The sequence below is a fragment of the Flagellimonas sp. genome (assembly GCF_965215805.1).
Classification (GTDB): Bacteria; Bacteroidota; Bacteroidia; order Flavobacteriales; family Flavobacteriaceae; genus Flagellimonas.
In genome coordinates this window covers 1626178-1640552 of sequence record NZ_OZ244124.1, presented here as the reverse complement: position 1 = coordinate 1640552, position 14375 = coordinate 1626178, and the positions used below count along the sequence as shown (strand labels likewise).

Sequence of the window (14375 nt, the reverse complement as noted above, 5' to 3'; positions counted from 1 at the left end):
GCGTAATGCGTTCAATGGGAAAACGGATATGAATGCAATTCAAAGGAAGGACAAACTGATACACAGTGCATTGCCTGTGCTCTTTTTGTTGACTTTAATTATTTACGGCTTGGTTCTAAGGCCTTATGCCTTCGATCAACCCACAATTCCTTTGGAGATTATTTTTTTATGCTCTGCGTTCTTCGGCACTTGTCATTTGTACTATTTGGGGTACACTTGGGAAGTTATCCTAGACAACGCCATAAAAAAACTGACCAGGGGCCTTCCTACCATTTTGATTTTGTTTGCAATAGGTATAGTAATAGGAAGTTGGATCGTTTCCGGCACCATACCCATGTTTGTTTACTACGGCATTAAATTGGTCAATCCAAAATATATCTATGTACTGGCATTTGTGGTTCCCATTTTCTTCTCCATGTTCACAGGAACATCCTATGGTTCTGTTGGGACCATTGGTGTGGTCATTTTTGGAGTTGCGACCGCCATTGATGCCAATTTGCACATAGTCGCAGGTGCTGTGATTGGCGGTGCTTTTTTTGGTGATAAAATGTCTCCATTGTCAGATACCACCAACATTGCCGCCCTTGCCACGGACATTGAGTTGTTTGATCATATTAATTCCATGATGTATACCACCTTGCCCTCTGCAATCATTGCGGCATCTATTTATATTGCCATGGGTTTTATTTATCCCGTGGATTCCTTGGTTGGAAACTTCATGGAAGTAGAGGCTACCCTAAATGGTGTAGCATCAATCTTTAACTTTAATGTACTGTTGTTACTTCCTGTTTTGATTGTGCTTTTGGGCTCTTTTAAAAAATTACCCACGATTCCAGTCTTACTGACTTCATCATTGGTCGCGTGCATCCTAGGGATAATAATCCAAGATTATACTTTTGACGATGTGGCACAATCCGTATATAAGGGTTTTGATACGAGCATGGCCGTTTGGCAGGAAACTGTACCGGAAAACATTAGTGTATTGTTTAACCGCGGAGGTATGTATGCACTCAATGATGCCATAATCATTGCCTTATTTGTTTTCTTGTTTATTGGGATTTTGGACACCAACAAAGCAATTCCCAGGATTGTGGATAAAGTATTTTCATATGCAAAAACGAAAACCTCGGTGATCCTGTCCTCTCTTTTTGCCGCAGGCGTAACCAACAGCATGACTGGAAATCAATATGCGACTAGCTTTATAGTTGGAGAGGCATTTAAATTCAAGTATGATAAATTAGGGATAAATCGTAAGGTGTTAAGTCGATCCTTGGAGGATTATGGAACAATGATCGAGAGTTTGATACCTTGGCACCCTACAGCGTTATTCATGGTTTCAGTAATGGGAATAACTGTTGGGGATTATTGGAATTGGCAATTACTTAGTTTGATAAACATTATTATTGCTCCATTAATAGCAATCCTCGGTATAGGATGTTTTTATAACAGCAAAAAGGCATTGGATGAAAAAGAAGAAGCGACAGATAGAAACTGATCTTGCCCATTTTGGCGAAGAAAGGGAAGCTTATAGTGGTGCCGTGGTGTCTCCAATTTTTCAAACATCCCTTTTCACCTTCAAGGATTGGGATGCTATAAGTGATGCTTTTGACAATAGGACCACTAGCTTCATATATTCCAGGGGAAACAACCCTACGGTGGACATCGCTCAAAAAAAATTGGCAAAGCTAGCTGGAGGGGAAAGGGCCCTACTGTTTGGTTCAGGAATGGCAGCTATCTCTGCTGCAGTGCTCCATTGCGCTAAAAATGGAGGTCATGTTGTATCCGTTAAGAACATTTATGGTCCGGCGAACAACCTGTTCTATACCTATCTTAAAGATAAAATGGATCTTTCGGTAAGCTTTGTATCCGGAGTGGACATTAAAGAGTTTGAAGATGCCATTACAGATGCTACAAGCTTAATCTATTTGGAGAGTCCCTCCTCCGGTATTTTTTCATTGCAGGATATAGCTGCTGTGGCAAAATTGGCCAAAAGTAGGGGAGTCAAAACCATAATTGACAATACATGGGCCACACCCTGTTTTCAAAAACCACTGAAAATGGGCATTGACCTTGAAGTCCATTCTTGTACAAAATATATTGGTGGACATAGCGATTTGGTTGCAGGGGTCATTATCGGAAGTAATGATCTTTTGGATGCAATCTATGTGCGCGAGTATGAATGGTTAGGAGGCAAGATTTCCCCCATGGAATCTTGGTTGATCACTAGAAGTTTACAGACGCTGCCTGCTCGAATGAAAATTCATGAAACCAATGCACTTCAAATAGCCTCTTTTCTAGATGAACACCCAAAAATTGAGAAGGTCAACCATCCCGGTCTAAAAAGTTTTGATCAGTATGAGCTGGGTAAAAAACAAATGAGCGGGTACTCTGGACTACTCTCATTTCGCCTCAAAACAAACGATTTAAAAAAAATTAAAACCTTCTTCAATAGTCTGGAAATTTTTCAAATTGGTGTTAGCTGGGGAGGTCATGAAAGCCTGATTTATGCCCTGGCCATAAGTTATGGCAAAGAACTGAATCAGCAGCAATTTGCAGGTACAGGACTAACCTACGGAGATATAAGAATATCTGTTGGCTTGGAGAATGTGGATGACCTGATCGAAGACCTAAAACAAGCTTTAGAACTGATTTAGTTAAAGCCAAACTGACCCAATGAAACCTACCACAATAAAGGAACTTGCCGAGCTTTTAAATCTATCACCTTCCAGCGTTTCCAAAGCGATAAGCGATAGCCACGAAATCAGCGAGCAAACCAAAGCAAAAGTGAAGGAAATGGCTAAAGTTTGTGGTTATGTCCCCAATCAAATGGCCAGAAATCTGAAATTGGGTAAAACAAAGTCCATTGGCGTGGTAATCCCAAATGTAAGGGACGAATTTTTTGGGATGGTACTTCATGGCATCGAAAAAGAAGCGTCCAAAAGAAAATACAATCTGGTTATCCATATTTCAAATGACCAATCCAAAAAAGAAAAAGCTGGGTTGGAAGCCTTGTCAAAAGGCACGGCAGATGGCATTCTGATATCTTTGGCCAGAGAAACCCAATGCAATGCCAAGTTCCAACATCTGTATCAAATTATTGACAATGGAATTCCTGTAGTTCAGTTTGATCGGATCCATGAAGATTTGAACTGTGACAAAGTTTCTGTTGATGATTTTGATGGAGCCTACCAAGCCACCAAACACCTACTTGAAACTGGATGTGAACGCATTGCATTTTTATCTCCTATCTCGGAAACCAGTGTAGGGAAGCTCAGAAAGGAAGGCTACTTGCAGGCACTGGCTTTGGAACAGGAAATGGTGTCTAATCCAATCCTGATAAATGCTTCTAAACATGAAGATTGTATCGCGGCTGTGACCAATGCTTTTAGAAGTAACCAAATTGATGGAATATTGGCAGCAGATGAATTATCCGCAATTTGTGCTCTAAATTCAGTTCACTCCATGGGGCTTCAAGTACCTGATGATGTAGCTGTTGTTGGTTTCACCAATGGTCTTTTAGCCAAATGCTCCATCCCCTCACTGACTACGGTTTCCCAGCATGCAAGCCTTTTGGGGCAAACTGCCGTTGCAACTTTAATTAACCGAATAGAGGGTAAAAAAAAGGGTGAGGAGCCCATACACAAGGTTATTAAAACAGAGTTATTGGTGCGGGATACCACTTCACGAATATCCAGGCTTGTCACCAACTAATCTGGGGCACTATCTGAGGCCCATTTCTCCAAAAGATATGTACAGGCCCTAACATCAAAAGCCCTCGGATTATCCTTACCATTGTTATAAATCTTACACGTTTCTTTTTGCACCTCCAGATTGTTTTCATCCACGCAATCAATAATATTCAATGCCCTTACCCGAGCAAATGTTTGGTCACTTTTTAAAGCATCCAATAAAAGTTTTCTTCCTTTTTCTGGCTCCCCCATCCTATATAGCGTTTCAGCAATCACCAACGATACACTTTTGGAAGAATCATTACCCGCTCTTTCCAGCTCATAAAACGCTTCACTTGCATCATTCCCCAATTGTAAAAAACCAGTTGCCGCCCAATATCGAATTGGGTTATTTTCTGAATGTATTAGTGATGTAAGTTCTTGAATATCATCCTTGGTGGAGCCCAATACAAAATCCGCAACTGATATCAAGGAATCAATTCTAACGCCATTGTAATCCATACGAAAGGTGTCATAAAGCGGGCTTTGCTTTTGGATAGCGACATATTCTTCCTCTGGAATAAAACCCATATCCTTAATTTCTGACATCCAATCCCGGTTGGCTTTACGCAATCGTTCCAATACTGGAAGATAGGAACTGTCCAGGGCCAAGTTCTTCACCTCCCACGGATCGTTCTCGGTATCGTAAAGTTCTTCCACTGGTTTTTCCCTCCAAAAAGCACTCTGGATTTCATTACATTTCCCATTTTTATATGCCCTTTCCCAAGAAAGGGTCGAAGGAGCATTCCACAGATAATTTAAATGCTGGCCATACACTCTATACGGCATATAGTTCCGGATGTAACGGAATTTTTTATCCCTAACGGAACGACTCATATCGTAACGCTCATCCATGCGATCCCGAAACATATAGGCATAAGTTGGGTCAGGAGTTCTCTCTTCTCCCAAAAAAGCATTGCCCTGCATGAAGGTTGGAATTGGAATTTTGCACAAACTTAAAACCGTAGGAGCCAAATCCACTATACTAACAAGTCTATTTACCTTATCTCCAGCTCTCGAACTGGGATAGAGGTGTCGGTACTTTTCCGGTATGTGGACCAACATTGGTATTCTGGTTCCTGTATCATATAGATAACGTTTGCTTCGAGCTAAAATCCCACCATGATCACTATAGTAAAAGATGATGGTATTTTCGTATTCCCCGCTACGTTTGAGCTCCTCAATTAAATCTCCCACTTGGGAGTCCATATCCTCGATTTTGTCATAGAATTGTGCCCAATCATGCCTAATTTCTGGGGTATCTGGATGATAGGGGGGCAAAATCATATCTTCTGGACGATGCCGAAGCTCATCCTTTGCAATAGTTTTATGAATAGAGCTCTCATGCGAAACGCCTATATTGAACACCGAGAAAAAAGGTTGGCTCTCATCTCTGTTTTTGTAATGTGCCTTGGCACTTGATTCATCCCAAATATCTTTGGTCTGATCAGGATTTATATTGTAATCTTCCTTGCGATTATTGGTACAATAGTATCCGGCTTGGCGTAAGAAGTTTGGAAAAAAGTCAATCTTTTCAGACATGTTATACTTGCTCCTCATATGCTGATGACCATTGCTATTGGCATAAACCCCGGTTATGATAGTATTACGGGTAGGTGCGCATACCGGAGCATTGGCGTAGGCATGGGTATACAGAAATCCTGATTGAGCCAATTTATCCAAGTTGGGGGTTGTTGCGAGGTTATCTCCATAGCACCTTAAATAGGGGCTATTGTCTTCACTCACAATCCATAAAATGTTTGGCCTTTTTTCATCTGTACATGAAACCAATGAAAAGATCAAAGCGATATTAAATATTGCTTTCCTTAAAAAACCCATAATTCCAAAATTACCATTGCATGACTATGAAATTCAAATATGATCCTGGGATTCCCTTGCCTTTTCCAGCTCTAGATTGACCTTCTCCATAAAGGTGTCATCCAACTTATAAAAAAGCATACAAATAGCTGAAATTAAAGCTCCGATCGCAGGAAAAACACTCAACATCATCTTAATTCCAGCTGTTGAATCCTCGGTTTGCTCTGCATTGGCTTCAAAGCCATAGGAAGCCAAAATCCAGCCCGCAATGGCACCACCCAACGTCCAGCCCATTTTTTGCGACATGGAGGATGATGAGAATATCAACCCTGTGGCCCTTCTGCCATTTTTCCATTCAGAAAAGTCAGCTATATCGGCGTACATAGACCAAATTAAGGGTAGTACAATACCAGCCGATATCCCTATCAACACATTAAGTCCATATAGCAGCAGAACCTGGTCAGGGTTCACCCAAAACAATATAAAGCTCAGAACAGCAGCCAAGAGCATTGCCACAATGAAGGTTTGCTTTTTTCCTATTTTATTTGCAACAGGGGTGGCCAGGACCACCCCAATAATATTGGAAACCAGCCACATGGTCATATAGGTTGCGGCCAATTTTTCCCATCCAACAACTCCAAAGCCTGCAATGTTTTGGTCTTTTACAATGTATTTGAAGTAATACATCATGGAACCGTCTCGTAACGAATTAAAAATCAGGGTAGAAATTCCAGCCCCAATCATAATGAACCAAGCCATGTTTTTGGAAAGATCTTTAAGATCATCCTTTAAGGATGATTGTTCTTTTTTAGTGGGCACAACGCGTTCCTTGGTCCATTTAAAAGTTAGGAAAAAGAGTATGGCTGCCAATACGGCATATATGGATACGGTATATATATATCCTTGGGCCTCGTTGGCTCCCGTTTCCTTAAATAGGCCTATAAAATAAGCTGCTGTTGAGGTGACGAAAATACCTCCAGCAAAGGCGCCAATAAATCTAAAAGTGGCCAGAGAGTTACGTTCTTCAGCTGTAGAGGACATTACCCCAAGCAGGGATGAATAGGGAACGTTAACCGCAGTGTAAACCATCATCATGAGAGTATAGGTGATATAGGCATAAATGAGTCTACCCGCATCACCCAAATCCGGACCCAAAAAGGTTAAAATACCAATAGCGGCAAAGGGTATCGCCATCCATTTTAAATAGGGCCTAAATTTTCCGTACTTTGTATTTGTACGGTCACAAATGATTCCCATTAAGGGGTCGTTAATACTGTCCCAAATCCGAGTCAGTAAAAACATAAGTCCAACCGATGCAGGGGTTAGCCCAAATACATCGGTATAGTAGATCATAAGAAACATGGAAAACAATTTCCAGAACATGGAAGATGCAAAATCCCCCAATCCGTAACCAATTTTTTCCTGTATCCTGATTTTCTGGCCCATACTGTTTTAATTATTGGTCATGACCGGTTATTGATAAAATAGTTCTACCCGACTGATTTGGGTTTCCTTGGCAAACTTGATTTTCAGATAACTTGCCTCACCTTCAATCTTTAAATCATAGAGGGATGGTATCCAATATCCATAATCTCCCTTTCCATTGGTGAACTCGGTGGGCTGCACGTCTTGATTATTGTACTTGATGTTATTTTGTGACACGGACATTTTAATACTTTGTCCTGAATCTTTAGCGAAGGAAAAGATCTTGACCTTTTTAAGTTTGCCTGGCACATAATATATGATCTCATCACCGGAATTCCCCTTAAATCGATACATATCCTCCTTAAAGATTCGATCATTGTCAGATTCCAAGGTCACCTTTTCACTAGAGTAGAAAACTTTCCCAAAATTGTCCATGTTATCGATCAAAGCAAAGGTCTCAGCAAAGACAGGTCCAACCGTATTTGAAAAATTAGAATTCCCATATTTGTTTATAGCCTTGATTTTGTAGAAGTAGGATTTTCCAAGTTGAATGGTGTTGTCCACAAAAAGTGGCACATACTGATTTTCAGCATCGGAAATATTAAAGCCAATCTGTTCAAATGGACCCTCTTCACTTTCTGCCCGATAAATATCATACCCAGAGGCGCCTGTTGAGCCTTTCCAAGTAATCGCGGAGGAATGTTCTATCGGCAAAAGCACAGGTGCGGACGGCTGCATTAACTTTGGGGGTTCCAAGCCGGATATTTCAGAAGCTTTACTTCGCATCATCGCAAAGAGGTTTTTTTCATCATATTCACTTCCACTATCAAATCCAGGCCAGTGATAAGACTTGTACCTACCATACCCTAGAGGTTCTGAATGCCAATAAAAACCTCCTTCTGATCGGTGGCCCCGTAATCCCCAAACCAAAAGTCCTACCACATCAGATTCAATAACATCATTGATACATTTCTCCATGGCACTGGTACTAACAAAGCCATATTCACCAATGATATACGGTTTTTGGCCATCCACAATTTCAATATTCCTTTTTACATGCCTGTTAAAATCTTTTGCATCCAATTCGTAATGGTGGGAGCTTATGATATCGATGTTGGGATCCTTAATCGAACTTTTCCTAACAGGTACATCATCAAAGGCAAAGAAGCCATCCATGATCAAATGGTTTTTGTCCAATTTCTTGATATACTTGGAAATCTGTGCCGTCCATTTGGGTGTGGACTCCAGTTCGTTCCCAGTTTCCCAACACAAGATTGCCTTGTCATCCTTGTAGGCCACCCCGGTAAGCGTGTTTACCCGGTTAATAACATGTTCCAAGGTCTTCTTGTAATCTTTGATCAATTGTTTATCCGTATAAAAATCCTTAACGGTTTTCCCTCTAAATCCAGCATATTGCGGAGCGCCCCCCATCCATCTAAAATTATTCAGGGTGGAGAAAATGATTCTGATGTTATACTCGTTGGCCAATTTGAGGACCAAATCCATGGTCTGGAAAGATTCTTCAACAAACTCGCCCGGACCCTTAACGTAAGTTGGGGTGTCTGGAGATTCGTTTTCCAATTGCACCGGAATGGTGTACATTCTTATTACCCTACCCCCCAACTGATTGATAGTTTCAAATACATCCCTAATTTCGTATTCATCCGGAAGGCTATAAGGTTGGATCTCGCTAAAAGCAAATTCGTCCTCGTTATAATTCAATGTGGGGACGTTAAAAGAAACAAACCTAAACTCTTTGTCTCCATCCATCAGCTTGTTTCCGGTAACCGTGATGAAATTTTCAAAACCATTTTGGGCCCAGGTCCAATGTGTCAATATCAAGGTTGTAATTAGTAAAATTCTATTTTTTCCCATGTCGTTTTATTGATTGTCAGTTATTTTCAAGTTGCGTCAGATTCAATGCGTCAATCCTATCCATCATTTCAAAGCAGGCCCTGGAATTGTGATAGGGACATTTCCAAAATCCAATTTTTTCCAGCGGTTCTGAGGATGCGTTCTCTGATTTAGCCATCCAAAACCATTCACCGTGTTTATGGTCTATTAGATGTTTTTTAATGAAATTCCATATATTGAAAATAGGAGGGATGAAGTTTTGATCTTGTGAAATTTTATACGCGTTCAGCAGTCCTACCAAGGCTTCTGCATGTTGCCACCAATGTTTTTCGGTATCCACATGGCCATTCTCAGAATCCCGTTCGTTTATAATTCCCCCATCATGGTCTATGGCTTCCGCAATAAATTTCTGTGCCATCCTAACGGAAACCTCTTCCGTCAATTTTATCAGTTCGCCATTACCTATAATTTCCGCCGCTTCGGTAAGCAACCAAGCTCCTTCAATGTCATGGCCATATGAAATAATGGAACTTTGATTTTCCCAAGTATTGGTAAAAAACAAGTTGAAGTGGTCATCTTTATTTATAAACTTTTCCAAAAACAGGCGGATCAGATTTTCCTGTTGCTCCTTTAAAAAATCATCAGGCCATACCCGATACAAATTGGTATAAGCTTCCAATATATGGAGATGTGTGTTCATGGTTTTCTCTTGGTTGGCATCTTTGGTACTCAAACGCATATCTTTAAGACCCGACCAATCTTCTGAGAAAGCTTCAATGTATCCATTGTTGACCTGGTCAAAACTGTATTTTTCTATAAGATGGAACAGTTCCTTGGCTTGCTCCAGCACCATATTACTTTTGGAAATTTTGTAATACTCCGTTAATGCGTAAATGGTAAATGCCTGAGCGTATATTTGCTTTTTCTTGTTTATAGCTTCACCCAGATAATCCAATTCCCAGAATACCCCGCCATGTTCTGTATCGAAAAAATTACGGCTGATGTAATCATATACCCTATCGGCCAGAACATGATAAATCTCCTTGTTCAGTTTTTTATAGGCCAGGGAAAACGTCCATAATATCCTTGAATTAAGCACAATTCCTTTATTGGATGATGTGTTCTTAATATTCTGGGAATCCACCTGCCCTACAAACCCACCATATTTGACGTCAATGGCATTATTTACCCAATATTCCAGGATATTATGTTGGACCGTAAAATCCAGTTCTCTTCTAAGATATTTGAACTGCTCGATCATTGATTTAGGTTGGCGTTCTTCAAAATCAAAGTATTGACGGATTCAACGGATTTTTGCGAACTAAAACCATCCGGAGGTGTATTCATGACATAGTCCAGCAGTTGTTCCAAAGAGGAGGTTGCCACGTGCATACGTGTATCTGAGGATGCATAATAAATATAAACCGTCCCGTCGTTATCGAGAATCCAACCGTTGGAGAACAATACATTGGAAACATCTCCTATTCGTTCCTCACCTTCGGGAGCCATGAAATATCCGCCTGGTAGGTGGGTTACTTTTGAAATATCGTCCAAACTGGTCATGAACATGTACAATGTGTAGCGCAAGCCAGCCGCTGTGTTTCGCACCCCATGAGCCAAATGCAACCAACCTTTGCTTGTTTTTAAAGGGGAGGGTCCCAGGCCGTTTTTCAATTCATAAACCGTATGATATTCTTTATTATTTATGATGATCTCTTCTTCAATTACAGGATTTTCTATTGCATCAACAAGGCCAAGACCAATGCCTCCGCCGCCACCTACTTCAATAAATCCCTCTTGAGGCCTGGTATAAAAAGCATATTTTCCTTTCACAAACTCTGGATGCAATACCACGTTACGCTGTTGTCCGGCAGTTGAAACCAAATCGGGCAGTCGCTCCCATTCAACCAAATCCTTTGTTCTTGCAATTCCAGCCTTTGCAATAGCGGCACTTGTATCTCCCAATGGTGCATCGGGATCCTTCCTTTCCGTGCAAAAAACACCATAAATCCATCCATCTTCATGAGAGGTCAATCGCATGTCGTACACATTAACATCAGGCTTATCGGTTTGTGGCAGATTAATAGGTCTCTCCCAAAATCTGAAATTGTCTATCCCGTTTGGACTCTCGGCAACAGCAAAGTAAGATTTCCTGTCCCAGCCCTCCACCCGAGCTACCAGCACATATTTGTCATTCCATTTTATGGCACCAGCATTAAATACGGCGTTTACTCCAAGACGCTGCATCATATGTGCATTCGAAGTCACATCCAAATCATATCTCCATTCCAAAGGGACGTGGTCAGGAGTAAGTATCGGATTTTGATATCTTTCATATATCCCATTTGAAAACACTTCCTTGCGATTATTTTGTTGGATTAAATTTGTGTGAATGGCTTTTAAAGTATGTAATCGTTTATTACCCATTGATTTTATTTTCTCTTCTGCTATTTGATTCAAAATTGATTTGTTTTTTGCTAGAATTTCGGTCACTAAATATTGGCCGGAACTTTTCTTTCCTTTTTTATTTTATTTTTCCACAATTCGAATATCAAGAAGCAGAAAATTGTAATACAGGTTCCAATGGCAACTGAAATATTATAAGGGACGGAAAATCCTTCCGGAGCAAAGAATATATAGGTTGAGACAACCATGGTCATAAACAAGGTTGGGATCAGTGATATTACGTATGGTTTGGAATTTTTAACAAGATATACCGTGATGGTCCATAGCACAACCGTTGCCAAAGTTTGATTGGCCCAAGCGAAGTATCGCCAGATAACCCCAAATTTTAAGTGCACTAGAGCATAACCGATAACGAAAAGTGGAATACTAATTACAAGCCTATTCTCAATAAACTTTTGATCGCTGTTCAAGAAATCAGCGATGATCAACCTTGCACTTCTAAACGATGTATCCCCTGAAGTAATTGGAGCTGCAACAACGCCCAAAATGGCCAGGATTGCCCCAAAGCCTCCAATGGAATTACAGATTTGATGCACTATAAGGGCAACATTATCATTGTTGCCAGCCATTTCCATATTAAGCCCCTCTAATCCTCCAAAAAACGCCATGCTAATTGCGGCCCAAATAAGTGCCACAATTCCTTCGGTGACCATAGTGCCATAAAATATTCTTTTACCCTGCTTTTCGTTGGACATACACCTTGCCATAAGCGGGGATTGGGTGGCGTGGAATCCAGATACCGCACCACATGCAATGGTGATAAACAACATTGGGAAAATTGGAAAATCCTGGGCATTATAATGGGTATTGACCAAATTGGAGATAGTAAGCTCCGGAACCACCAAAGGTTGAAAGAACAAAACGCCTAAAAGTGTTAATGACATTAAGATCAACGCCACTCCAAACAATGGATATATCCTTCCAATTATCTTGTCTATGGGTAAAACAGTGGACAGTATGTAATACAATAGGATTATGAGTATCCATAACTCCAAACCTATGCTGTCCGCGGTCGATTCTGCTAAAATCTTTGCAGGTCCAACCAAGAAAACCGCACCTACCATGATCAAGAGGAAAACTGTAAAGAATCCCATAAACTGTTTCACCCGGTTGCCCAAATAGTACCCGGATATCTCTGAAATACTCCTCCCTTCATGCCTAACGGACAGCATGCCAGAAAAATAGTCGTGTACCCCTCCGGCAAAAAGACTTCCAAGAACAATCCATATAAAAGCAACTGGTCCCCAAAGTGCACCGGCCACTGCCCCAAAAATGGGTCCTAGACCCGCTATATTAAGAAATTGAATCAGAAAAATTTTCCACTGGGGAAGCGGTACATAATCCACTCCATCCACTCTGGAAACCGCAGGAGCAGGGTTATTGGAATCAACTCCAAAAACGCGCTCCACGACTTTCCCATACAGCATATAGCCAATTACAAGGGTACATATGGAAAGTATTAGTGATATCATCAATCTACCAGTTGTTGTTTATTGAATTCATCTTCATATTCCATAAATCGCTTTAATCTATCCAAAGTAGATTTATAATAAGGGACTTCTGCGAGATTGAAATTTTCTTGACTATCTATCCGGTGATCATACAGTTCATATTCAGTAAAATTGTGTCCTGGTGCAGTCCATTTTACCAGACGAAATGTATCTGTAACCATGGAATACCCCATGACGGCACCAATTCCGGGAATGTTACGGGGATATATACTGAATGCTTCTTTTTTCCATCTCAAATTGGGGTCAGATTCAATAATTGGGCGCAGGCTCATTCCTTCCAACTTGTACTGGGGTTTGTTCAGATTGCAATAATCCACAAGTGTGGGATAGATATCCAATAGTTCCACCAATTTATTTGATGATTTGCCATTCATTGGAGCATTGGGCACTCGAATAAACAAGGGGACCCTGGTTGAAGATTCATAATTGGAATGCTTTGTACCCCATGCATTATGCTCGCCTATTTGGTATCCATGATCTCCATAAACCACAACAATCGTGTTGTCATATAGGTTTTGATTTTTAAGTTCTTGAATTACCTTTTGAAACTGGGCATCCACATAACTGATGCACGCAAGATATCCGTGTAGTGCATTGATCGCTTGCTTTTGGGAAGGTTGAATTCCCTTCATAGGTCCATTCTCATATTTGTAGATTCCAATATCCTTCAACAATGTATACTCCGGTACTCCTAAAGGGTGAAACCTATTCGGAGGGAGTTTCAAGCTATCCGAATTGTATAGATCCCAGTATTTTTTTGGTGCAACAAAAGGCAAGTGCGGCTTAACAAAACCAAGGGCTAAAAAGAAGTTTTGATTATTCTTCTTGCATTCCCTGATAACCTCAACAGCTTTATTGGCCATTGCACCATCCGGGAGTTGATCATCCGGTACATTTGGAGCTTCAATATAGGTTACCCTAGGAATAGATGATATTTTTCGCATGTCCTCACCAGCGCTTGCTAAGGAGTCATACTTTTCCTGAAACCTTTGCATCCCTTTTGGCCCATAAGCCCCTACCTTGGGATTCCAGGCTGGAACAGACCAAGCATCTGTAACATTATCGGAACCAATTGATGTGGCTCCCATCTGATGGAACACCTTACCAATACTAAAGGAAAAATAATCCGAATCCTTGAAACTTTCCGGTAAAGTATAAGATGCAGGATATTGTTCATCCAAGGGTTTGCCTTTCAAATACATTCCAGTATTCCCTGTGGTCTCTGGTCGTAATCCTGTAAGAATTGAAGCTCTGGAAGCTGAACAAAGTGCTTGTTGGCAATATGCCCTGGTGAATATTGCAGCATCCTTAGCAAATGCATCCAAATAAGGAGATTTTACAACATTGTCACCATAACAACCCAATTGTGGTCTCAAATCATCTATGGAAACAAACAACACATTGAATTTGTCCGGTGCTTCTTGATCAACATCTTTGTCCCTTTTGCACCCAACTACCAACATTATTATGATGCACAACAGAAGCAATCCCCAATTCCTATATTTTGAGGAGTGATTGAGTTTGCCATTACTAAATTGTGTTGATTTCATGAATGTCTTTGGATCTTTATGCT

The 14375-nt window shown here is 40.7% G+C and carries 10 protein-coding genes; 3 read left to right on the top strand and 7 right to left on the bottom strand.

Annotated elements, in window-relative coordinates:
* The first annotated feature begins 28 nt into the window (after positions 1-28).
* Genes nhaC through ACOOE0_RS07445 form a run of 3 tightly spaced genes read left to right on the top strand, consistent with a single transcriptional unit; the run spans position 29 to position 3711 of the window.
* Positions 29-1495: a Na+/H+ antiporter NhaC gene (gene nhaC, locus ACOOE0_RS07455; protein ID WP_420401841.1), complete on the top strand. Its 1467-nt coding sequence runs from the start codon at positions 29-31 to the stop codon at positions 1493-1495.
* Positions 1464-2654 (top strand): trans-sulfuration enzyme family protein, encoded by a 1191-nt coding sequence (locus ACOOE0_RS07450; protein WP_420401840.1) that lies wholly within the window; start codon positions 1464-1466, stop codon positions 2652-2654. The genes nhaC and ACOOE0_RS07450 overlap by 32 nt, the downstream gene beginning before the upstream one ends.
* Before the next feature lie 19 nt (positions 2655-2673).
* Positions 2674-3711, top strand: coding sequence for a LacI family DNA-binding transcriptional regulator (locus ACOOE0_RS07445; protein WP_420401839.1), 1038 nt, complete (start codon positions 2674-2676; stop codon positions 3709-3711).
* Here the strand turns inward: ACOOE0_RS07445 and ACOOE0_RS07440 are convergent.
* The 7 genes from ACOOE0_RS07440 to ACOOE0_RS07410 form a co-directional block, all read right to left on the bottom strand.
* Positions 3708-5474 carry a sulfatase-like hydrolase/transferase gene (locus ACOOE0_RS07440; RefSeq protein WP_420401838.1) on the bottom strand — a complete coding sequence of 589 codons (1767 nt, stop codon included), beginning with the start codon at positions 5472-5474 and terminating at the stop codon, positions 3708-3710. The two genes, ACOOE0_RS07445 and ACOOE0_RS07440, sit on opposite strands and share 4 nt — an antisense overlap.
* Positions 5475-5600: 126 nt before the next feature.
* Positions 5601-6992, bottom strand: coding sequence for an MFS transporter (locus ACOOE0_RS07435; RefSeq protein WP_420401837.1), 1392 nt, complete (start codon positions 6990-6992; stop codon positions 5601-5603).
* Positions 6993-7019: 27 nt separating this feature from the next.
* Positions 7020-8846, bottom strand: coding sequence for a hypothetical protein (locus ACOOE0_RS07430; RefSeq protein ID WP_420401836.1), 1827 nt, complete (start codon positions 8844-8846; stop codon positions 7020-7022).
* A gap of 16 nt (positions 8847-8862) precedes the next feature.
* Entirely contained in the window at positions 8863-10086 is a 1224-nt protein-coding gene (locus ACOOE0_RS07425) for an AGE family epimerase/isomerase (protein ID WP_420401835.1), read from the bottom strand.
* Complete coding sequence (locus ACOOE0_RS07420) at positions 10083-11252, bottom strand: glycosidase (protein WP_420401834.1); 1170 nt, start codon at positions 11250-11252, stop codon at positions 10083-10085. Before ACOOE0_RS07420 ends, ACOOE0_RS07425 begins: the two co-directional genes overlap by 4 nt.
* 65 nt (positions 11253-11317) lie before the next feature.
* A complete protein-coding gene (locus tag ACOOE0_RS07415; protein ID WP_420401833.1) occupies positions 11318-12763 on the bottom strand; it encodes a carbon starvation protein A in 1446 nt (481 codons plus the stop codon).
* Complete coding sequence (locus ACOOE0_RS07410) at positions 12763-14352, bottom strand: sulfatase (RefSeq protein ID WP_420401832.1); 1590 nt, start codon at positions 14350-14352, stop codon at positions 12763-12765. The genes ACOOE0_RS07415 and ACOOE0_RS07410 overlap by 1 nt, the downstream gene beginning before the upstream one ends.
* Between the last annotated feature and the right edge of the window lie 23 nt (positions 14353-14375).